This is a genomic window from Bacteroidales bacterium (assembly GCA_012519055.1).
Taxonomy (GTDB): domain Bacteria; phylum Bacteroidota; class Bacteroidia; order Bacteroidales; family Salinivirgaceae; genus JAAYQU01.
In genome coordinates this window covers 22,809-45,271 of record JAAYQU010000031.1, presented here as the reverse complement: position 1 = coordinate 45,271, position 22,463 = coordinate 22,809, and the positions used below count along the sequence as shown (strand labels likewise).

The 22,463-nt window shown below is 34.5% G+C and carries 17 protein-coding genes; 9 read left to right on the top strand and 8 right to left on the bottom strand.

The window, feature by feature from the left end; genetic code table 11:
- Positions 1-42: 42 nt before the first annotated feature.
- Positions 43-1,353 carry a bifunctional folylpolyglutamate synthase/dihydrofolate synthase gene (locus tag GX311_05635; protein ID NLK15862.1) on the bottom strand — a complete coding sequence of 437 codons (1,311 nt, stop codon included), beginning with the start codon at positions 1,351-1,353 and terminating at the stop codon, positions 43-45.
- A 73-nt stretch (positions 1,354-1,426) separates the two neighbouring features.
- On the opposite strand from GX311_05635, the gene GX311_05630 reads away from it, so the two are divergent.
- Positions 1,427-2,755 carry a PhoH family protein gene (locus GX311_05630; protein NLK15861.1) on the top strand — a complete coding sequence of 443 codons (1,329 nt, stop codon included), beginning with the start codon at positions 1,427-1,429 and terminating at the stop codon, positions 2,753-2,755.
- A gap of 77 nt (positions 2,756-2,832) precedes the next feature.
- Here GX311_05630 and GX311_05625 read toward each other — a convergent pair whose 3' ends face one another.
- The 6 genes from GX311_05625 to GX311_05600 form a co-directional block, all read right to left on the bottom strand.
- Positions 2,833-3,945 (bottom strand): hypothetical protein, encoded by a 1,113-nt coding sequence (locus tag GX311_05625; protein ID NLK15860.1) that lies wholly within the window; start codon positions 3,943-3,945, stop codon positions 2,833-2,835.
- A 12-nt stretch (positions 3,946-3,957) separates the two neighbouring features.
- Positions 3,958-6,255, bottom strand: a complete 2,298-nt coding sequence (locus tag GX311_05620; GenBank protein ID NLK15859.1) for a T9SS type A sorting domain-containing protein — start codon at positions 6,253-6,255, stop codon at positions 3,958-3,960.
- Positions 6,256-6,439: 184 nt separating this feature from the next.
- Complete coding sequence (locus tag GX311_05615; GenBank protein ID NLK15858.1) at positions 6,440-7,156, bottom strand: 2-phosphosulfolactate phosphatase; 717 nt, start codon at positions 7,154-7,156, stop codon at positions 6,440-6,442.
- Positions 7,157-7,200: 44 nt separating this feature from the next.
- A complete protein-coding gene (locus tag GX311_05610; GenBank protein NLK15857.1) occupies positions 7,201-7,890 on the bottom strand; it encodes a hypothetical protein in 690 nt (229 codons plus the stop codon).
- A gap of 99 nt (positions 7,891-7,989) precedes the next feature.
- Entirely contained in the window at positions 7,990-11,277 is a 3,288-nt protein-coding gene (locus tag GX311_05605) for a SpoIIE family protein phosphatase (protein NLK15856.1), read from the bottom strand.
- Between the two features lie 49 nt (positions 11,278-11,326).
- The gene (locus tag GX311_05600; GenBank protein ID NLK15855.1) at positions 11,327-11,974 is read right to left on the bottom strand and encodes a WbqC family protein; all 648 of its coding nucleotides are present in this window, start codon (positions 11,972-11,974) and stop codon (positions 11,327-11,329) included.
- A gap of 255 nt (positions 11,975-12,229) precedes the next feature.
- Here GX311_05600 and GX311_05595 point away from each other — a divergent pair, with 255 nt between their 5' ends.
- The 8 genes from GX311_05595 (at position 12,230) to GX311_05560 (ending at position 21,491) form a co-directional block, all read left to right on the top strand.
- The gene (locus GX311_05595) at positions 12,230-13,630 is read left to right on the top strand and encodes a hypothetical protein (GenBank protein ID NLK15854.1); all 1,401 of its coding nucleotides are present in this window, start codon (positions 12,230-12,232) and stop codon (positions 13,628-13,630) included.
- A 70-nt stretch (positions 13,631-13,700) separates the two neighbouring features.
- On the top strand, positions 13,701-16,163 hold the full coding sequence (locus tag GX311_05590; GenBank protein ID NLK15853.1) for an endonuclease MutS2: 2,463 nt from the start codon (positions 13,701-13,703) through the stop codon (positions 16,161-16,163).
- An 87-nt stretch (positions 16,164-16,250) separates the two neighbouring features.
- Entirely contained in the window at positions 16,251-17,678 is a 1,428-nt protein-coding gene (locus tag GX311_05585) for a T9SS type A sorting domain-containing protein (GenBank protein ID NLK15852.1), read from the top strand.
- 306 nt (positions 17,679-17,984) lie between these two features.
- Positions 17,985-18,617, top strand: coding sequence for a hypothetical protein (locus tag GX311_05580; GenBank protein ID NLK15851.1), 633 nt, complete (start codon positions 17,985-17,987; stop codon positions 18,615-18,617).
- Between the two features lie 188 nt (positions 18,618-18,805).
- On the top strand, positions 18,806-19,108 hold the full coding sequence (locus tag GX311_05575) for a PKD domain-containing protein (protein NLK15850.1): 303 nt from the start codon (positions 18,806-18,808) through the stop codon (positions 19,106-19,108).
- A gap of 12 nt (positions 19,109-19,120) precedes the next feature.
- Positions 19,121-19,390, top strand: coding sequence for a hypothetical protein (locus tag GX311_05570; GenBank protein NLK15849.1), 270 nt, complete (start codon positions 19,121-19,123; stop codon positions 19,388-19,390).
- A gap of 93 nt (positions 19,391-19,483) precedes the next feature.
- Complete coding sequence (locus GX311_05565) at positions 19,484-20,284, top strand: hypothetical protein (GenBank protein NLK15848.1); 801 nt, start codon at positions 19,484-19,486, stop codon at positions 20,282-20,284.
- 13 nt (positions 20,285-20,297) lie between these two features.
- Positions 20,298-21,491 carry a hypothetical protein gene (locus tag GX311_05560; protein ID NLK15847.1) on the top strand — a complete coding sequence of 398 codons (1,194 nt, stop codon included), beginning with the start codon at positions 20,298-20,300 and terminating at the stop codon, positions 21,489-21,491.
- A gap of 182 nt (positions 21,492-21,673) precedes the next feature.
- Here the strand turns inward: GX311_05560 and GX311_05555 are convergent, their stop codons facing one another.
- Complete coding sequence (locus GX311_05555) at positions 21,674-22,462, bottom strand: ABC transporter permease (GenBank protein NLK15846.1); 789 nt, start codon at positions 22,460-22,462, stop codon at positions 21,674-21,676.
- Between the last annotated feature and the right edge of the window lies 1 nt (position 22,463).

The window sequence follows — 22,463 nt, the reverse complement described above, 5'->3', positions numbered from 1 at the left end:
TATCCTGACATTCAATTGATTTATTGCTATCGTAAATTACTTTTAACTTTTTAACTCGATTGCTAATTGCAGAGCGTCAGCAACAACAAATGCACTGCCGCCAATATATATCATATCATCAGGTTGAGCTTTGTTTATTGCTGATTGGATAGCCATACTTACTTTTGGGAATTTTTCTCCATCGAAACCTGCGGCTTTAGCTAAATCGTATAATTTTTCAAAGTCTAATGCACGTGGCACCGATGGTTGCGTGAAATAAAATTTAGCATTTTCGGGCAACATTTTTAGCATTGATTTTACATCTTTGTCGTTAACAACACCCAATACTATATGTAAGGTTTTGTATTTCAGACCTTTGACATGTTTAAATGTTTCTATTATTCCATCTGCATTGTGTGCAATATCGGCAACAACGTATGGCTTTTGTTTTAAAACTTGCCAACGTCCCATCAATCCTGTAGTAGATGCAGTATGTTTAACTGCCTTAATTGACTCTTTGAAATCTAAATTAAATATTTTACAAATCTCTGTTAATGACGCTAAAAACGTAATTATATTTTTGTCCTGATATAAACCTATTAAATCCAACTCAACAACAAATTTATTGCGCTCTTTTACATCCTCAACAAAAAACTTTTTAATGCCATTTTCTTCTACTTTGCTGTCCAGTAGTCTAAATTGCTCGTCTGCAGTTGTTAACACAGTTTTTGCATTATCTGCCAACTGTTTTAAAACTGGCAATGTTTCGTTGTTATATTCGCCAACAACCACATGAATACCTTCTTTTATAATACCGCCTTTCTCTCTTGCAATATCGGCTAAAGTATTACCCAAGAACTGTGTATGATCGAGACCAATATTTGTAATAATAGATAGTTCCGGCGTAATGATATTTGTAGAATCTAGTCTCCCGCCCATGCCGACTTCCACAATTGCAATATCAACATTTTGCCGTTCGAAATAGTCAAAAGCTAAAGCCACAGTCATTTCAAAAAAACTTGGCGATAGTTTGGTTAAAATGGCTTTGTGTTGCTCAACCCACTCAACCACCTCGTTTTCAGGTATCATTTGACCATTAATTTTTATTCGCTCACGAAAATCCAACATATGGGGAGATGTATAAAGTCCTGTTTTGAAACCTGCATTTTGAAAAACCGATGCCAACATATGCGAAACCGATCCTTTTCCATTGGTACCTGCAACGTGTATCGACTTAAACCTCTGGTGTGGATGATTAAAGTACTCATCTAATTTTTGAGTTGTCGATAAATCAGCTTTATAAGCTGCACCACCAATTCTTTGATACATTGGCAATTGTGAAAACAGGTAATTTAAGGTCTCTTGATATGTCATAAAAAATTAACATTTCGAAAATTTATTTTGCAAAGATATTTGTTAACTTTACAAAAACTATAATTTTTAAACTATGGCTTCAAAGAAAAAAGTATTTGTACTAGATACCAATGTGTTACTACACGACTTTAAATGTCTGCAAAATTTTGAGAATAATGATATTGTAATTCCTATAACCGTTTTAGAGGAACTTGATAATTTCAAAAAAGGCTTTGATCAAATAAATTTTAATGCTAGACAAATTGCTCGCGATTTAAGTAGTCTTGCTGGAGACGGTCTTTTTAACAATGGTGTCTCGCTCGGCAAAGGTTTAGGCAAATTGTATATTGAACCAAATCATGAGTTTTCAGAAATACTTAAAAGCAATTTTCCTGCAAATACTCCTGATCACAACATACTGTCTATAACCGAATATGTAAAGAATAAAAGAAAAGAGCCAGTAATATTTGTTTCAAAGGATATAAACTTGAGAATCAAAGCATTAGCGCTTGGCATTCCTGCCGAAGACTATGAAACCGACATGGTTACGGATATGAATATTTTTTCAAGTGCCGAGGAGATAAAAAATATTGATCCAACGTTTATATACAACATGTACCAAACAAAAGAGCCTGTTGAAGCAAAAAATATTCCGTTGCCAAAACTCCCCGATGAGAATAAGCATATGATTTTCAGCTCAAAAGATGGCGAGCAAACTATACCTGTCTATTATGAAATGGAAACGCAACAGTTGCACGCTGTCACTAAGAATTTTGCTTATGGCATCGAACCGAGAAATATTGAACAGCGATTTGCACTTCACGCACTGCTTAATCCACAAGTACCACTTGTAAGCATTACGGGAAAGGCTGGTACAGGAAAAACTTTACTTGCTCTTGCAGCTGCTTTAGAGATGGCAAGCGAATTTGATCATATTTTGCTGGCGCGTCCAATAATTCCACTATCTAATCGCGATATTGGTTTTCTTCCCGGTGATGTGAAAGAAAAAATAGGTCCATACATGTTGCCCTTGTTTGATAATTTAGGTGTCATTAAAACAGCGAATAAAAAGCACAGTAAGCAATCGGAAAAAATTGACCAAATGCTTAATGATGAACGATTAGTTATAACTCCACTGACATATATTCGTGGACGTAGTCTTAGCAACGTTTACTTTATTATTGACGAGGCTCAGAACCTAACACCACACGAAGTAAAAACAATAATTACCCGAGCAGGAGAAGGAACAAAAATTGTCTTTACTGGTGATATTCAGCAAATTGACACTCCATATCTCGATGCTCGTTCTAACGGATTATCATATTTAACCGACAGAATAAGAAAACAGCCGTTGTTTATGCACGTTCATTTACAAAAGGGTGAACGAAGTGCCTTGGCTGAAATGGCGAGTAATCTACTATAATATAGGTACAAGGTAAAAGGAGAAAGGTACAAGAAGAAATCCACTTGCACCTTTTACCTTGTTCCTTGTACCTTGAATTATTGATAATCCCACCGTTTGTTTTTATACCAAAACGATGTTTTAGTCGCCTCGCTTATGACCAATACATCGGTCATGGGAGTAATTTCTGCTGCGGGCGATAATGGAGGAAACTCCTCTTCCCCCTTATCCCATATTTGAATTTGACCTAGCTCGTTACGAAACATAAAATAGTCATTGAATACGTAATAATAATGTGGGATATAATTGATTATAAATCGTTCGATGTGATTTTCATAATAGTAAACATGCTGTGATCTATCATAATATAATCCTCTGTTTGTTAGCGAATTCATTTCTGGCTTACTATTGCCAATAATTGAGTTATAGTCTCCTACTACAACTTTCAAATCATCACTATTTGATAGATATAATAATTTGTCGTATTTAGTTTGCCACCACTTAGCATGAGTACTTTCTAAAGTATATATTCCATTTGGGGTAAGCATCTCAAATTCATGCGAGACTGGGTTGTTAATTACGCAGAAATGCTTGCCTGTTTGATACAACAGGTTCTCCTCATAAATTGGCTTGCTAATAATATTACCGTTAAAAAAGAGTTTGAACTGATAATCAGGAGTTTGCCATGCAACTGTTTGATAGCTAATTTGCATAGATGTTAGCGGGAATTCAACATGGTTTTCGTCAAGAATGTAAGTTTGACCATCATACCATACATTTAATGTACGTTCGTTTTGATCAAAAAACACAACTGTTCCTTCGTTTACTTTGTAAAACTCAACAAACCTGTTTATTAAAAAAACCTCCCCGTCTTTCCATGCTCTAAGAGTTCCAGCTGACAACCACACAAACATCGAATCGTCTGGAGTAATTTCAGAAATACCTGATGTAAGCTCAAGTGCATGTGAGTTGTAATACACTCTTAAAGAACTCATATAATCTACAAAAGCAATATAATTGTGTCCTACCCAATACTTTTGCGCAACGTTATGATCCTGCTTGATTATTCGTCCATTATCAAATATTAGGAAATATCGGTCATACGTATTGGCACAAGCTAATCCTGAGCCTTTAACAACATTTGTTTGCAGAACTAAAACCGTTAGCAATAAGTTGACAGCAAACCAATATTTCCTAATATTCCTTCTCACAAACTTATGTTTTTAATGAATAATTAACTTTTGTGTAATAGTCTCTTGGGCTGTTTCGACTTTCAATATGTAAACACCTCCGCTAATATCTCCCACTTCAATAAGTTTACTGTCACTATCGGCCTCCCACGATTTTATTAGTTTTCCGTTAATTTCATACAAATTTATGTTCAATATTTTACAGTCACTTTGAATCATAACGTTTTCATTAGCAGGGTTTGGCATAATTTTCACATCAATATTTGCATGATTGATGCCAACATGTATTTCAGCTATAACTATATATTCGTTGGTTTCACCGTTCTCCGCTCTAATTACGTATGTAACCGTATCTGTATAGTCGTTTACGGTTTCGCCTGAAACTTGCTCAACACCGTTAACCAAAGCTGTCGCTTTATCGGACAATGTGAAAGTTGCAGTTAACTGCGAAAGATCTGTATATGCAAAAAATACAGCCTTAACAACATTTCCTGTAATTTCGCCTTCTGCTGTTTGCTCTCCATCGGTTAATGAGAATGTGAGCAATTGATTCTCGTTACTTGGAACATAAGCTGTTACAACTACTGCATAATCCCTTGTTTCTAAATTCTCTGCCATAATAGTATAAATAACAGTATCACTGAAATTTTGAATTGAAACGCCCGACTCTTGCAACTCTCCATTAACCCAAGCTGTTGCACTATCTGATAAAGTAAATGTTGCTGTTAATTGTGAAAGATCTACTTCTGAATCAAAATCAACATTAACAATGTTACCTGTAATTACACCCACTGCTGTTTCATTTCCATCGGTTAGTGAAAATGTAAGTAGTTGATTCTCGTTACTTGCTTCGTAAATCGTTACTACTACTGAGTAATCTCTTGTTTCTAAGTTTTCAGCTACAACTGTATAAATAACAGTATCGTTGAAATTTTGAGTTGACACACCCGATATTTGCTGTTCATTATTTACAAATACTGTTGCTCCGTCCGATACGGTAAATGTAGCTGTAAGGTTTTCAACATTAACTGTCGTGTTAAATTGTACTGTAATAGTTTCTCCTTCTATGTTACCAGTTGCACTAACAGAACCGTCAGTTAACTCAAACGATAACATTTGGTTATTTTGATATATAGGCAAATAATCAACTAATCCCAATGTACTATCGTCTGGATAGTGAAAAATACCCAACTCAACAGAATCTACATCATTGGTGCCCCAGTAGTTATTTTGTGCTTTTATCAGTCCTGAAGTGTTGTTATATAAATTATATGTTTGACCATTGTTTCCGTTGTTGTATATATGGTTTTTACCTGTATTAACAACTGATGGTTCAATCTCTCCAATATTAGGCTGTGCTGAGTTCAGTATCGTTATTCCCCAAAGGTTTCCTGTTATCAGGTTATTCGATACGATACCGGAATTGCCCGTACTGAAGCTAATTCCACTACCTCCAAGGTTGGGATTTGTTTCTAAATTATTGTCAATAATATCGTTGTTTGTGATTACATAATTCACACCTGCTCCCTGCATGTTGATACCGTATCTGTTGCCTACAATATAGTTAGAATCAACAACAATTTTTAGTTGTCCACCCGTAAGTGTGGCTGCCGAAATACCTCCTACTCTAGGGTACTCACCAATTATTGTATTTCCACGAATAATTACAGTATCGGACTCAGATGAGCCTGACCCGAGATTTATTTGTGGGCGGTTTTGGTTTAGTGTACCATTTTTATAAAAATAGCAGTTCAAAATCTTTGGTGAAGCCGATGCATTGGTTCCACTAGAAACTCCACAACGTTGGTTCTGATCGAATGTACAGTTAGATATAGTCGGATTGCACTGAAAAACATCAATTGCACCGCTAGTTTGACTATAAGCGTTTTTGTAAAATCTACAGTTATTGATTGTCATGTTTGAACCTATAACCCTATTCCCTCCAGCAAACTCAATTGATGCGTTTTGCAATAACGAATTGTGAGAATCATTAAACCTGAACCCATCAAATGGTGCAGTTGTGTCTTGTGCTCTAAAAACTGCTAAATTAGGAGGATTACAAATTAAAACTCCTTCTACTGTTATGCGCATTGTGGCACTTACTAAAACCGTGTCGTCAGTAAGAATTTTAAGTGTGTCGGTTGCAGAAATTGTAAGAGCGTTACTGATTAAAAAGTGCCCGTCCCCTCCGGTTACAACACCAGTCGACACGTTTACCAAGTCAGTTAACGTAAAAGATGAATTGTTTCCTGGGGTCACATATTGACCATGTGCTGAAATAGTAAAAATTAATACTATAGCTAGTAAAAAAGATAATTTGTTAGTTTTCATTTGTTTATATTTTTAATTTGTGTTTATACTAAATTTATACTGCTTATTAATAACTATGTTTAAATATCTTCTATTATGTTATTCTTACAAAGTTACTGTTTTTGATTATCTGCATTGCAATATACAAAGAAAAATATTAGTTGTTTAATAAAATTTTGATTTGTTGCATTTATTGTGTTGATAATTATTGGCAAACAAATGCTTTGTTTACAAGATTTGGAATTACAGGAGCAACATCTCTTTTTAAACTATATGCGATATCATCTTTCAGCATATCATATTTTGATTTTAGTCTCGGGGAGTGACTTAGTATAAACTCAAGTTCATTGTTTTTTGCAATATTTGCCAACGAGATTGCTATTTGTGTGCTATCAGAAGTTGTATAATGACTATCAGCAAGCAATTTTGAGGCGAGTTGCCCCGCAAAAAGTGTGTCTTCTATACTGTCGGCAAATTTCCAGCCTGCACAAAGTAGTAAGATGTTTTTATCACAGTTTCTTAAATAATCTAATAGTACTGTTTCGTTAACCCATGCGCCTGTAATTACTTTTGTCGATTCGGGAACAACACTTAATGCTTGCGTACCGTTGGTTGTAGTTATTGCAATTGATTTGCCTTTTATTTTATCGTTGCAATATTCTAAAGGGGAATTGCCAAAGTCGAAACCTTCTAACTTATAACTATCCCTTTCACCGGCAGTCAAGTAGCCCATCTTACCATACTCCATGGTCTCTTCAATTTCCTGCAGAGCTACTATTTTTGTTGCTCCGTGGAATAGAGCTGTCGCAAAAACTGTTGTTGCTCTTATAACATCTACAAGAACCACTATATTACCGGGTCTGTGATAAACGTTATATTGCAATGGAGAGAAGCAAATATCTAAATGTGGTTTTGTTTCCATATTTAATAAGTAGAGACGGAGCATGCTCCGTCTCTACATGGCGTTTAATCGTTTTTACGCATTAGAAACTTAAAAACAAGTTCAAAGAATTCAGCTAACATGTATGTTCCAAGTAGAATGGCAAAAGACAAGGCAAATCCTGTAATAAGCCCCATTATCCCACCGCTAAATAACAGCGATATATAATCGTGGAAGTTTTGTACAAACATCGCACTGAAAGTATTTCCAATAAAGTTATTTATAAGATTCGTACTAAAACCGCCTGTAATGCTAATTAAACCCTCAATTGGTGCGTATGGAATAGCTGCAAATAATATTGCAATGAATGATATGGTTGACGCTATGGCTGGAAGCAAAAAAACAGCTTCACCAAATATTTTTATCAAACGAGGTAAAATAAAAAGGACGTTGTAGAACTCACGGGTTTTAAAATCATTTGCACGGTACCAAAGAACTCCTGCTACAGCAAAAAACATTAGAAAATTTAGTGCAATGGTTATAATAAAACATATTATTGATCTTGTTAACTCAAAACCAGAAAAATAACCCTTAAGTGTTGCAAAATATCCTGTTTTACCAAAAAGCCCACTAATTATTAAATACAATCCAAGTATTAAAACTATGACTGCTAATAACTTAAAGATATAATAAAACGAAGTTCTAAATACTTTTCCTGTGCTGTTGTCAAGTTCTTTTAATGGTTTTTTTATTAATGATTCGAAAACTTTAGTCATGGAAAGTGCTATTTTGGTTTGTAATCAATTTGACTTTAAGTTTACAAAAGTATTTATTTTTTTAATTATAATGAAAATGAACTTCTGGTATATTTTAGGCTATACGTTTTCAAATCTAACACCTGTCAGTATAATATCATCAATTTGTACGTAACCTTCTAACCATTCGCGCATGATATTTTCAATAATGACTTCTTGCTCCAACATGGATTTATCTTGTATCTCCAACAGAGTTTTGTATAAATTTGAAGAGCTGAATTTCCTATTTTGTGGACCTCCAAACTGATCGGTTATTCCATCAGAATAGATATATATAGTATCATTTTTCTGTAGATCAATTATTTCGGTATCAAATATTTTTTCTTGTTTTATTTGACTTCCACCAATAGAGCCTCTTGTAGCTTTATATTGTATAATTTCGTTGTTTCTTATTAACATTAAGGGTCGATAAGCTCCCGAGTAAAGAAGTTTGTTACTGCCTTCATCAATAGCACACAGGGCAATATCCATTCCATCAAACGTATCATTGCGACGGCCTTTCTGACCTAAGTTTCTTTTTACTTCTATATCAAGTTGAGTGAGTATTTCGTGTGGCTCTGACATTCCGTACTCATACACAACTTTTTCCAACAAATTATTTCCAATAATGCTCATAAATGCACCTGGAACTCCATGACCAGTACAATCAGCTGCGGCAAAAAATTGACGATCACCCTTTTTCCCATACCAGAAAAAATCTCCACTTACAATATCTTTAGGTTTAAAAAAGACGAATGATTCAGGAAAAACGCGTAAGAATTCAGTAATTTTAGGAAATATTATTGCTTGCTGTATTCGTTTTGCGTACTGAATGCTAGCTGTAATATCTTCGTTTTTCTGTTTTAACTCTTTGGTTCGCTCTGCAACAATTGCCTCCAAAACCTTTTTCTCGTGTGCAAGCTTATATGTCCGCCACCGTACAAAACTTAAAACGCCTATTATTATTGTTAAAACATATGAAATGTATGCAGCGTTGGTTCTCCACCAAGGTGGGGTGATGGTTATATTTATTGAGCGTTGCTTATCGCTCCAATACCCCTCGCTGTTAGTTCCACGAATATGTAAAACATAACTTCCTTCTTTCAAGTCAGGAAATGACACGTAATTTCTTGTACTTGGTTGCGACCATTTTTCTGTCTGACCCGACAACTTATATTGAAAAAGATTATTGGTTGGTTCAAAATAGTCGAGACTTACAAACTCGAATGATAAAAAGTTTTTTGAGTACGGTAGTGTCAACGACTTCATAAATGTAACCGATGTGTCAGAATCATACTCATTATCCATAACCTTTATCGAGGTAATTTGTATTTCGGGCGCAAACTTTCTAGGCTCAATCTTCAATGGATTAAAGTAATAAAAACCCTGTATGCCACCAAAGTATATAAGATTTAAGCTCTTGTCATAGTAATATGCTCCTTGACTAAACTCAAGACTTCTTAAGCCATCTTTTTTTCCATAAGTTTTAAAAGCTTCGGGATTTGATATTTCTAGGTTGGAATTATATCGGGTTATTCCCTTGTTTCCGCTAATCCAGAAGTTTTGTTTGCTATCCTCAATTATTGCCCAAACAATATTGTTTGAAATCCCATGCGATTCATCAATGGTATAGAACTTGTTTTTCCCCGATTTCAAAACCGATATACCTTTTTCTGTACCTATATAATAATTACCTTGCGTGTCTTTTGTTATATAATATATGGTATTGCTTGCAATTGAAAGCGAATCGGATTCATCGGTTACATATCGTTCGACAGATTTCGTTTTGGGATGAAATAATATAAGACCTTTCCCGTTTGTTCCCAACCAAAGAGAGTTGTCAGAATCCTTGAATATAGTGTATATGGCTGTATTCCCTATTCCTAAATATTCATCAAATTGCTCTATTTCGTTGGTTATAATGTTTAGTCTATTTAAACCACTAAATGTTGCTATCCACAAGTGTTCTGCATCGTCTTGGACTATTTGAATAACCGTGTTGTTGTCAAGAGATTTGTCTTGATCATGTCCTTTTTTATATGAACTTACTTTTCCGGTTTCGATATCTAACTTTTGTAGTCCTTCTCCCCATGTTCCAATCCATATTATTCCTGCTCTATCTTTATGTATAGATAATACTCTGCTACTTAACGTTTTATATTTTTGATTAAGATTAATAAAATCGTCTGTATCTATATTAAATATTGATATACCTCCTCCGGTAGTACCTATTAGCATTCTGCGACTATCTAGTTTTTCAAAAGCTGTTACAATATTTGCAGGAAGTGAGTTCGGAGCGTCTGATTTACAAATATGATGGAAACGCACATCTGTCCCGTGTATAACATTAACTCCCACATCAAAATTACTTATCCAAATTGAGCCTCCCTTATCCTCCATTATGTCAAGTAGTCGGTTACTTGATATACAATACTCACTATTTTCCTCTGTTTCAAACAGGTGTCCGCTTTCTATGTTGTTATTTTCTACGTATAGTAATCCTGCGTAAGTCGCAATCCATATGTCGCCATTACTATCTCGCAATATTTTTCTGACTTGTGGAGCTGCTCCGTTTTTATTTTTAAGACTTGTAATAACTACTTCAGAAATAGTTTTACTACGTTTATTGAACCTAAATAAACCTCGTTCAGTAGCTATCAAACTGTACTTTTCATTATGATCAAACACCTGATTAACACGGTTTCGTCCCTCAAGTTCAACTGGGTCTTTGTGACTATCACATACGCGATAGTTTTCAATTTTTCCATTTTGATCAATTACAAAAAAACCTTTCCCAAAAGTTGATATTAAATGCTTTTGATCATCTGTTTTTGCTATTGAACGGACATATAAATTGCCGTCAACTAGTTTAACAATTGTTGCATTTTTTGTTTTTAGATTGATACGTACAAGTCCGAGTGTTTGATATCCAGCTAAAAGAATTGAATCAGATTCAACAAAAAGACTCCTAACAGGCTGATTTTGATAATTGACTACTGTATCGTTAATCTCTAAAACAGAGAAATTCCCCGATATTTTGTCAAATACGTTTATCCCTTCAGCAGTTGCTATGTATGTCTTTTTATCGTAACCTTGAATAATGTCGTAAACTTTATTATTACTCAAAGATTTTACTTTTGAACCACTAGTAGAGAATGTTTTAAACTGCAAACCATCGAAAAAAGTAAGCCCATTTTCAGTACCAAACCAAATATAGCCGCATGAATCTTGATAAACTTTCCAGACAGTACCAACAGGTAAACCATGTTCTGTTGTGTATCTAACAAACTGTAGCTGGTCAAATTTTTTCGCAGCTAAATAACTAATATTCAGAAATATGATGGTTATAACAAGAATAAAACGGCTCATAAATTGCTATGTATATTTCAGGCTGTCAATATAGTGATTTTGAATTTGATTAAACAGCTTTTATCGATTTATTTATTATATTAATCGTTGCCGGTCCTTCGCAAAAAATGGCGTCAAGTATTGATAAGTTTGGAATAAAGCCATATTTATAGGCGAAAACCTGATAATATTGGAACGGTTCAAAACTATCATCATTTTTCTCATACTGCCTTTTAGGATGAATACCGTTCCTCCAATCGTTATCAACCGATGTTTCATAATTATCAGTTTTTCTAATATCTGCACTGATTTTCAAAATTTTAATTAACGTTTGCAATATCTCTAAGTTCATTTCGACTAACAATTCATATTTTCTTTGAAATATTGGTTTTATACTATCGGCATAATGCTCAAAATAGGGCGAATTTTTATAAGCCGACATAATGCTTTTCCAATGATTTTTTTGCCATTCAGGGTAATAAGCAACCTTTATTTCCGATATTTTAGTGTTATTTGAGTATTTTTCAACAGGAACATTTAACGATTGAAGCCCATTGGCACCATATATACAACTACGTGTTCTATAGCTCTGACGCATAAAATGTTCGTGATACTCAATAAAAACTATCTCATTAGAAATTATTTTTGTAAAATATTGTATATTAGGAAAATACGCGGTGCTTAAAACTACGCTAACCATTCCGACTCTTTTCGACAAAGTTAGTAAAAAAACCAAGGCAATGGTCAATGACGGTTAAAAATTAAAAGTTTGTAAAGTTAAAAGATTGTTAGTGTCCGAAGTCGAAGAACTACAGTACACCAACTTTCTAATTTTACCTTTCTCCTTTTACTCTTTAAATATTTATACTGCCAAAAAAAATAATAACTTTGCAAGGTTTTCGTTAAAGAAGTCCACAATTATTTTGTACGACTAACACACAAGCCAATATTTAAAACACAGAGAACTATATTAATGCGAAAGTACATATTATTTTTACTCATATTTATTACGATTAATGTAAAGCTATCGGCGCAACTAACTGTCATATCACCCGATACGGTTATTGTTACCAATTACAGCCCTGAAGCTGAGCAGGATTCGATTTATGTATTTTACGGACCCGGACAAGGTGGCTGGGATTTAAAAATGAAAGCCACTGGTCGTGATATCAATAACTTAAGCTCAACATTTACCTGGTCAGAACTAAAAGTTGACGTTGACGGTTTTTGGGATACACTACAAATTGATCAAAATGAGACTGTTTCAGAATTTACCACAACCAATTCTGGCGTTTATAAACTTCAAGTAACTAATAGTCAGACAGATACTATATATTATTTTGCTCTATTTGCCGATAATATGCGTGCAAAACTTTTTTATCGTCCCGATTGCGATGAGTTGAAAGTACAGGGAATACTCACAACAGAACAGTTTCGTTACCTAAATAGGCATATTCTACCCCATGTAGAGACAGTGCTAAATAATAAAGTACGATATAATTGGCAAATAGATTTTCTGGATCCTACATACGATGATGCATGGATTCCAGATACTGTTCAACGTACCTTTACACCTCCGTTCGCTCCGCGAATTGTTCCGATCCCTCGAGAACAAGAACATTACAGGATTATTGTTCAAATATCTGACACTCTCGGACACTATGCTGTTGATACAATGATATATCAGTCCATTAGCGTTGAAGCGGACTTTGTAGCGTCAATAGACGGCGAAGATAAACCCGAAAGCGAAATAAATATTAAAGGACAGGCACCTTTTAAAGTTCAGTTTAAAAACCTGAGTAAAAATGCTGTATCATATGAATGGTCGCTATGGCACAGGACTGAGTCACTTTCAAATCGCCCCGACACGGTTTGGAGAAGATTCCACAATTTTGAACCTTTAGACTCTATTGTATATGTTGACGCAGGAAGTTATACCGTGAAACTAAAGGCTACAGGAAGATCTTTCTTTACCTCTGATACTGAAAAGGCATGCGTAAGTGTCGATTCAATATTGAACTATATTACGGTATATAACAGCGCATTGGGCGAACTTCCTAATGTTTTTACTCCTTCGGGGGATGGCGTTAACGATGTTTTCACTTTCAAAGATAAAGAGAATACAACCGGCAGCGGAGACAACACAATGGAAGGAACACGGTCAATAAAAAGATTAGAGGTATATATTTATAGCCGTGCCGGCGATAAAGTTTACGAATACATTGGTGATGACGATGACTGGGAAGGTTGGGACGGACGCAGAATGGGACATGGCTTGATGGTACAACCTGGTGTATATTTTTACATTGTTCTGGGAGAGGGTTGGGACGGTCATAAACACAAAGCCAGCGGATTTGTCCATGTTTATCGTTAACCTTTTACACAGCATCTCGCTCCTATTTGCAAAATCGCATTTGCTATTTAACTTTGTCTAAAAAAATAAGGTGCTATATCCAAAAGAGATAGAAGAGAAATTAGGATTTGACATTATTCGCAATAAGTTGTTAAACAAATGCTTATGCGAGCAAGGCAAAGAGTTAGTTCTCTCAATGTCCTTTATGACCGACTTTAATTCGGTTCTGTTAGAACGCGACCAGACATTTGAATTTGTAAGAATAATTCAAAACCAACACGATTTTCCTACAGACAACTATCACGACCTAAGACCTGTATTTGCAAGGATTAAGCCACACGGAACCTTCCCCGTTCCCGAAGAGGTTTTAAATCTAAAAATGTCGCTAAAAACCCTAAAAGCAATTGCACTCTTTTTTAAATCTGATGAGCGACAAGAACAGTATCCAAACCTTACAAAATTATCTCAAAAGCTCAAGCTATACCCCTTTGTTTACGACCTGTGCGATAAAATTATAGGCAAAAACGCAACTGTACGCGACAACGCATCGCCCGGACTTGCACAAATTAGACGCTCCATTTCAGAGAAACAGCAACATGTGTCAAAAACTGTAACACAGATTTTCAAACAAGCCCAACTTTCTGGCTGGGTAGATTCTGATTTACAACCAGTTATACGCGAAGGTCGCTTAATGATTCCTGTACTAGCTACACATAAACGGCAAATTAAAGGGATAGTTCATGATGAGTCTGCCACTGGAAAAACTGTATATATAGAGCCTTCCGCTGCTGTCGAATTAAACAACTCGATACGTGAAGATATGCTCGAAGAGAAACGCGAGATACGGCGTATTCTGATAGCATTTGCTGACGAAATAAGACCCTATGTTCCTGATTTATTGGAGTCTTACAATATTCTTGGGATGTTCGACTTTACACGTTCAAAGGCTCTTTTGGCAATGTCTATGACTGCTACAAAAATTGAGGTTGTCGAAGACCCCATAGTCGATTTGCGATTGGCGATTAACCCGATACTGCATTTGAACTTTGTTTCCGAGAAGAAAACAGTCGTTCCGCTTGATATTTCACTGAACTCAGAAAACAGAATTTTACTTATATCAGGACCTAACGCCGGCGGTAAGTCTGTGGCACTCAAAACAGTAGGCATTTTACAATATATGATGCAGTGCGGATTGTTAGTCCCAGCTTGTGAAAGCAGTACTCTTGGGATTTTCCAAAAAATGTTTGTAAATATCGGTGACGACCAAAGCATTGATAACGATTTATCGACCTACAGCTCGCACCTGCTACATATGAAAAACACTTTACGCAATTGCAACTCAATGTCAATGGTTTTGATTGATGAGTTTGGTAGCGGTACGGAGCCAATTATTGGCGGAGCCATTGCCGAGGCGATTTTGGATAAACTAAACCAAAATCGTGTATTTGGCGTAATCACAACGCATTACAGCAACTTAAAGCATTATGCGTCGCAAACATCGGGCATTATGAATGGAGCCATGATGTTTGATACTCAACGCATTGAGCCAACATTTAAGCTCGAACAGGGCAAGCCCGGTGGCTCATTTGCCATCGAAATTGCTCATAAAATTGGTCTCTCGCCCGATGTAATCGACGATGCCAAAAAAAGAGCGGGAGAAGATACTGTTAACTTTGACAAACACCTTCGCGAAATATTACGTGACAAACGATATTGGGAAGAGAAGCGCGACCAAATCAGAAAGCAGGAGAAGCGATTGGAAGAGGTTATCCAAAAACAGCTTACATTCCTTGATGAGGCAAAAAAACTAAAATCTGATATTAAGCAAAAGGCAACCTCCGAAGCCGAAAAACTTTTAGACGGCGTTAACAGGAAGATAGAGAACACTATACGCGAAATCAAAGAGTCGCAAGCCGATAAAGAGAAAACAGCGGAAGCACGTAAGGATTTAGACCTGTTGCGAGATAATCTAAAGAGCAGAGACAGCCAAAACAAAGATGAGTTGGAGCAACGTATCGAGCATGTCAACAGAATAGCGCGTAAGCATAAAATAGCAAACAATAAAAAGAGTTCCGAACAAGAGATAAAAAGCTATGAGAAAGGCGATTACGTTCGCATTGTTGGACAAAACACTATTGGGCAAATATTAGAAATATCGGAAAAGACAGCGGTTATTGCTTTTGGCGATTTTATAACCACGGTATCGCCTGAAAAACTTGAATATATCTCAAACAACAAGGCTCGCAAGCAATCGAGAGCAAGTCGCCCGACGATGCATAGCAGCGAATTTTCAAAAAAACAACTCTCTTTCAAACCCTATATTGATGTGAGAGGAAAATACGCTGACGAGGCAATACAAATTGTCGCCGAATTTATCGACAACGCTATAATGTTTGGCTCGCACGACCTGCGAATTTTGCACGGTCGCGGAAACGGAATACTTAGACAGGTTATACGAGAATACTTGCGTTCGGTAAACAAAGTCGCCGAAATATCCGATGAACATGTTGAACACGGAGGAGACGGGATTACGGTTGTAAAACTTTCCAATTAACAATTAGTTATAAGTTTTATATTTACGAATGTATTATATTTGTTACGTAAATTATAAGTTACCAAACATATTAAAAACGAGGAACACATGAAAAAACTAGTCATCATCTTTACATTGATTTTTGCACTTTTAAGTAAATCGTATTCTCAAGAATATTTTGATCGCACTTTTGGAAAAACTCAAAACGAAGTCGGACAAAAAATATTAAAAGAAAATGACTCTATCCTTGTATTATTTGGATGGGGTGCAGAATATTCTTTCTATTTTGTTAAGTGTAATTTAAAAGGTGATACAATTTTAACCAAGACCTATGATTTTAACTATTATAATTCTGGAATTGATATTGTTCAACTCCCAGATAATAAATACATTTTAGTTGGAGAAAATGGCGGAATTATGAAAATTAACAATAATGGAGAAATTGATTGGATAAAGCATAATAGTGATTATTCCTTTTCTTCGGGAACTTTATATAATGACACATCATTCTTGTTAACAGGAAGTAAACTAGCTTTTAGCCACATTGATACAATTCCAGATGGTGGTATTGACAGCGTTTTCTATTCAGACATTGTAATGAAACAAATTAGTTTTAATGGAGAACTAATAAATGAATTGATATTTAATTTCGCTGATTATGATTTTGAAAATGGTAATGATATTATTAAAACAAGTAATGATGATATTGTTATTACTGGATATAGCTATAATGATGGAATGCCGAATTTGTTTTTAGTTAGAGTTGATTCTGAATTGAATACATTAATTGATACCGTTTATAGTTATGAAGGAATATATGTTGGTAATGAAGTGCTTGAAAATACATCGAATCAATTAATTATTACTGGAGATAAATACGATTTAATAAAAAGTAGAAAAGACATTTTAGTTTCCAAAATTGATAATCTTGGAAATATATTATGGGAACGGCAAATTAATTTATGGGAAGACTCTGAGGAATTATATTGTTCAGGTACTGGGCAATCAATTATTGAAACAGGTAGTGGATATATATATGTATTCGGTAATCTATCGGATGGAACAAATGGTGCAGAGCAAATTCGTGATTTGTTTTTTATTAAAATGAATAATACTGGCGATACTTTATATACAAAAGTATTGGACAACCCTGGAAATAAAATGTCAGGTTCATTGATTGAAATAAATGAAAATAAGTTTGCAATGATTGGTGCTACGGATTATTTAACAAATGGTGGATACGATATGTATTTAATATTGTCCGATAGTCTAGGAAATTTTAAAGCTACAACTGGAATTTATGACAGAGAGATTCAAGTTTCAAATTTTATATATCCTAATCCAGCATCTGATTATTTAAACATTGAGTTGGAAAATATTCAGTCAATTGAAATAATTGATTTGCAAGGAAGATTACAAAAAAGAATAATTGGAAATCAGAATAAATTGTGGATTGGTGATATTCCTGTCGGAATGTACTTTATTCAAGTTAAGACAGAAAAAAAGATATTAAGTAAAAAGATTATAATCAAATAAATACGTTTGGTAACACGACACTAAATTTAATTGCCGGCTTAGTTCGGACAAAGAAGTTCGCAGCCCGCAACAGCAGTGTGTAGCTCGACAGGAAAACGGCTCCGAAATCGGCAACTAGAATTTAACGCAAAACGTTGTGCAAAATTTTAAGTCGACACATTAGCCGATAAAAAATATTATTAAAGCATAAAGATTATGACTAAAACTAAAACCTTGATTTCTTTTAAGTTAGTACGTATTGTACCATTCCTTCTTTTAAGTTCTTGTATGGTTCAATTATCAACAGTTCCAAAGATTAAAAACACAATGATTTCCAGTGTTAATACTGCGATAATAGCCGTGTCTGCTGATTATAAAATGAATATGAGTTCATCAAGGGATGTAAAATTCTATTTTAAAGAAATAAATACAGGAAAGATTATCGCACCTGATTACAGAGATGATGAATTTACAAATATGTATTTTAACATTGAGCCAGGTGAGTATCGAATTCTGCTAATAACAATCAAGGAACCAACGATTGCTAAATCTATAGTATTTAATGATTCGACAAAAACAATTACAAAAACTATTGGATTAGCAAATGTAAATCAATTTCATAACCCAATGGCTGGATTGTCTTTTTCTGGAGTTATTTTAACTGGCGACAAAAACTTGGTATATTCAGACACGATATCTAATGTGATAAAAATTGAACCAAATTCAGCATATTTTTTAGGAGAGTATCAATTTGAGGGATATATTGAAGGAATGTTTAATGACATGCCTAATATTAGGATTACCAAAAAGGTAGCACCTTCACCTTCAAAGATTGCATCGTTTAAGAAAATTAGCAATGAAACATATCAGACTTCATCAATTGAGATTAAGACAAACGAAAATATCTTTAATACGGATTTAATTGATTTATCAAAGTCTAATTCTATTACGGTTAAATAAATGATTGCAGAAAAGAGAATAAATGAGAATGAAAAACTTTGCCTAACACATAATATAGCAAATGGCGGGTATTCTAGTAAATTCGGGCATTGTAGCCCACTTTAAACTTTTTCAACGAGGGATACAGACGCGCTCCGCAAACAGCCACTTGTCATATTGTCAACAGTTAAACGAAAAAATATAAACACATGAAAGCAAGAGAAATTTTAATGGGGTTGGCTTTAGGATTAATTATGACAAGTTGTGGAAAAAAACCAGTCGCTGATTTCACATGGGAGCCCAAAGAACCAAAGGCTGGACAAGAAGTAAAATTCACAAACCTTTCAACTGACGCAAAGTCTTATTCATGGAACTTTGGAGATATGTCTATTGGTAACGAAACCAATCCTACCCATATTTATAAAAGAAAAGGAAATTATATTATTGATTTAAGAGCCCACAATGGACTAAAATCAGATGAAAAAACTGTAACAATTAATGTAACTGACTAATAGATAAAACGTATGAAAAAGACACTGTTAACACTAACTACAATACTATTATTGTATAGTAACGCATTTACACAAATAGCCAATGAAATCGCCTCTTACGTAGATAGCACTGAAATTTTAGTGCTAAACGGCAGACGTTTGATTATTAAAGAATTAAACGATGGGAACATAACTAAAGTTAAAGAGATTTACGATTATCTGACAGCACAAACAAAAGATGGACCATACTCATCTTTTTATTACGTAGAGGATTTTTATATCAATATGTTAGCCAATGATTGAGAAACAACAAACGCGCTTATGCTTGATTATGAGAAGAATAAAGACCGTGTTATATATCCTAATTCCCAGTATTTAATCCCAAAACTCCAAGATATGATTCTGAAAAATAGCCAACAGATTCTATCAAATTGCAATAGTTCACAGATTAATGAGCAAGCAAAAAGACTTATTGATATTTTGATTACATTTATTGAGCGTGAAGGTACTGATAATGAGTATAACAAAAAACTTGAATCCTATAAACGCGATTTTAAAAACAAAGAGTATGAATCATTTGAAAAGGGCTTTCTGCCAGCAAAAACGATAAGAGCTTCATGGGGTTTCTCATTCGGTTCAGGTATGATATTTACAACAGATGATCTATCTAAGAACTTTGCAAACAACGCCTCTTTCAATATGGCAATGGATATAAATATTGGTAAAGTCTTTACTTCTTTATATATGCATGCAACAAGCTTGAAATTGAAAGAACCTTTTATTGCGGTTTCGGAAGTAGATACACTTGATTTTAAAGTGGATGACAAATTCCCTTACATAGATGCTGGAATAAAAGGCGGATATTTTATAATTAGAAATGATAGATTTCATTTAGCTCCATATGTTTCAATATCTGGAAGCAATTTAGAAAGCAATAAGTACAAATCTTCCGAGGACAATGATTTAGAGTATAAAATCTTTGACTCATTTACCTACGGAGCTGGTATTCACACAGAAATTAAATTACATGAGTATAGTTATCCCAACATGTACTACGGATACCATTATACACAAGGATACTTTAGTTTAAAATTAGAAGCCGGATATAATAAAATACTTAAGTTCAATGACCATTATGCAAAAGGCGATACACCCTACGTTATATGTGCAATAGTTTGGGGGATTGGACAATTTTAAACGATTGTTTATCATGATAAGGGTATTTAAACTCACATTTATTTTAATAATATTCTCAAATTGTCTCTATAGTCAAGATGATAGTATTAGATCACAGATTCTTAATTATGAAGATTCAAAATCAATAATAATTTCTAAAGGTCGGGGATTATTATTGGATAAGTTTATTGAGGGAGATTTGGCGAAAGTTAAGGAAATTAAAGATTACTTAATAAAAATTGAAGATGATTATTTTATAGCCTTTTATCCAAGAGAATATTGGTTTGTTTTATACTGGACTAAGGATTATTCAGAGTTAGCAGAAAATCTTCTGAACTACGCCCCAGCAAAAGTTGACAATTATTGCATACGTATTCGTCAACCATACAATAAGCTTTTTGACAGGTTAAAAGAAATGACTCTTAAGAATAAAACACTGATAAAAGGGCAAATACAAGATTCCGATTTAGATTCCGAAACAAAACAGATATTAGATCTAAACCTTGAATGTATTTTATTGGATTTAAAAAATATTTATGCTCAAGACTCTTTAAACGAACAAGCAGACAATTTTCTTAAAACATATCCACAAAGTAAATTTGAAGACTTTACAAAAAAGCACATTAGGTATAAACTAATCCCAGAAAATTGGGGAATAGCTTATGAACTTTTTAGTGGTTATGGCATATACACTGGAAATTTGAGCGACAACTATACAAACAATGTCCCATTAGGAGTTTCACTTGATATTTGCTATAAAAAATTTGAATTGTATCTCAGAGCCAATACAAGATACAATAAAACAAAAAAGGATTTTAGTTACTCTTTGGGTACTTGGGAAAAAGGTTCTAAAACTACGGGTTATCTACTCGAGGCTTCGTTAGGTTATGCGACATATAATAGCAATAGGTTTAAACTATCACCGTTTGCAGGTATTGGAACAATGAATATTAGTCCTACGACTAAAGATATAGAAAAAACACCTGAACTAAAAGAAGTATCATTAAATTTTACAACAACATATATTGCTGGAATAAACTTCGATATAAAATTTGGACCAAAACATACGCCTAAATATAGTCCTAAAACAAGTTACTGGTTTATGAGAATTAGATATGGCTACACTATTCCAAGGTTTGAGAAAAAATATCATGGAATGTCTGGGAACATGCACTATATAACTATTGGATTAGGAAATATGGAAAGAAATGTAAAAAGAGAGTATTAATAAAAACACCACACAACAAGCTACAAATATTCAAAAACCATCATATTAAAATATCTTAACTGTAAATCAAACATAAAAACACGAAACAAAGTTTTAAAGTGATGGCGTACATGTCGAAGCAAGCGTAGCCGAAGTGAACAATCAACAATTGTAGCTATTTTAGAGAAGAGGCATGTCGTCTTTCAACTTTTAACTTTCAACTTAATAGGCATATCGTAACAGTCGAACGAACGGGGAATAACCAACTTTAACGTCATCGCTACGCCAACAATGTTTGAGCAAAATATTGCCAACATTATAGCTATTTGGTACTTTATGGCAGTTACGGGCATACTTCCGCCTAAAATCTGTCCGGTCATCATGCCCGGAAGTGAAACCAATCCGATTGTTAACATTGTAGCAACAATAGGACTCATGGCGGCTAAAATGCTTTTTCGCACAAAAGGTTTTACTGCCCTGTTTCTGTCCGCTCCAAACGATATTGGAACCAAATAATCTCGCGTATTGGTCGATAACTCCCCATAAAAACGCTCAAGCGCAATAATATTTGATTTCATTGAGTTTCCTAAAATCATTCCTCCAATAGGAATCAAGTATTTGGCATCGAACAGATCACTTATTCCAACAATTAAATAATTGAAGTATAGAACAATAGTAACCGTTGGGATAAATGTTGCCAAAATTACAGGAAATATAAACCTTCGAAATGGTATTTTTGTTTGTTTAATTGACTGATAAACAGCAATAAAAATCATCACAACTAAATACAAAAAATTGACCCAAGGCTTGTTCCATTCAAAAATATAGTGCAAGTAAACTCCTACGAAAGCAAGTTGCGCAATCATTCGTATAGCGGCTACGACATAAGGCTTAAACTGCTTTAAATCAAATAAATAGTTTATTAAAAAAACAGGTATCAGCAACAGTATTGCCCAAATCATTCCTATATACGTGATGTCTGATGCTCCCATG

Bases quoted from the DNA above. Each gene is read 5' to 3' on its own strand.
- GX311_05635 (NLK15862.1), bottom strand. From the start codon at position 1,353: ATGACATATCAAGAGACCTTAAATTACCTGTTTTCACAATTGCCAATG.
- GX311_05630 (NLK15861.1), top strand. From the start codon at position 1,427: ATGGCTTCAAAGAAAAAAGTATTTGTACTAGATACCAATGTGTTACTA.
- GX311_05620 (NLK15859.1), bottom strand. From the start codon at position 6,255: ATGAAAACTAACAAATTATCTTTTTTACTAGCTATAGTATTAATTTTT.
- GX311_05615 (NLK15858.1), bottom strand. From the start codon at position 7,156: ATGGAAACAAAACCACATTTAGATATTTGCTTCTCTCCATTGCAATAT.
- GX311_05610 (NLK15857.1), bottom strand. From the start codon at position 7,890: ATGACTAAAGTTTTCGAATCATTAATAAAAAAACCATTAAAAGAACTT.
- GX311_05605 (NLK15856.1), bottom strand. From the start codon at position 11,277: ATGAGCCGTTTTATTCTTGTTATAACCATCATATTTCTGAATATTAGT.
- GX311_05595 (NLK15854.1), top strand. From the start codon at position 12,230: ATGCGAAAGTACATATTATTTTTACTCATATTTATTACGATTAATGTA.
- GX311_05585 (NLK15852.1), top strand. From the start codon at position 16,251: ATGAAAAAACTAGTCATCATCTTTACATTGATTTTTGCACTTTTAAGT.
- GX311_05580 (NLK15851.1), top strand. From the start codon at position 17,985: ATGATTTCCAGTGTTAATACTGCGATAATAGCCGTGTCTGCTGATTAT.
- GX311_05575 (NLK15850.1), top strand. From the start codon at position 18,806: ATGAAAGCAAGAGAAATTTTAATGGGGTTGGCTTTAGGATTAATTATG.
- GX311_05570 (NLK15849.1), top strand. From the start codon at position 19,121: ATGAAAAAGACACTGTTAACACTAACTACAATACTATTATTGTATAGT.
- GX311_05565 (NLK15848.1), top strand. From the start codon at position 19,484: ATGATTCTGAAAAATAGCCAACAGATTCTATCAAATTGCAATAGTTCA.
- GX311_05560 (NLK15847.1), top strand. From the start codon at position 20,298: ATGATAAGGGTATTTAAACTCACATTTATTTTAATAATATTCTCAAAT.
- GX311_05555 (NLK15846.1), bottom strand. From the start codon at position 22,462: ATGGGAGCATCAGACATCACGTATATAGGAATGATTTGGGCAATACTG.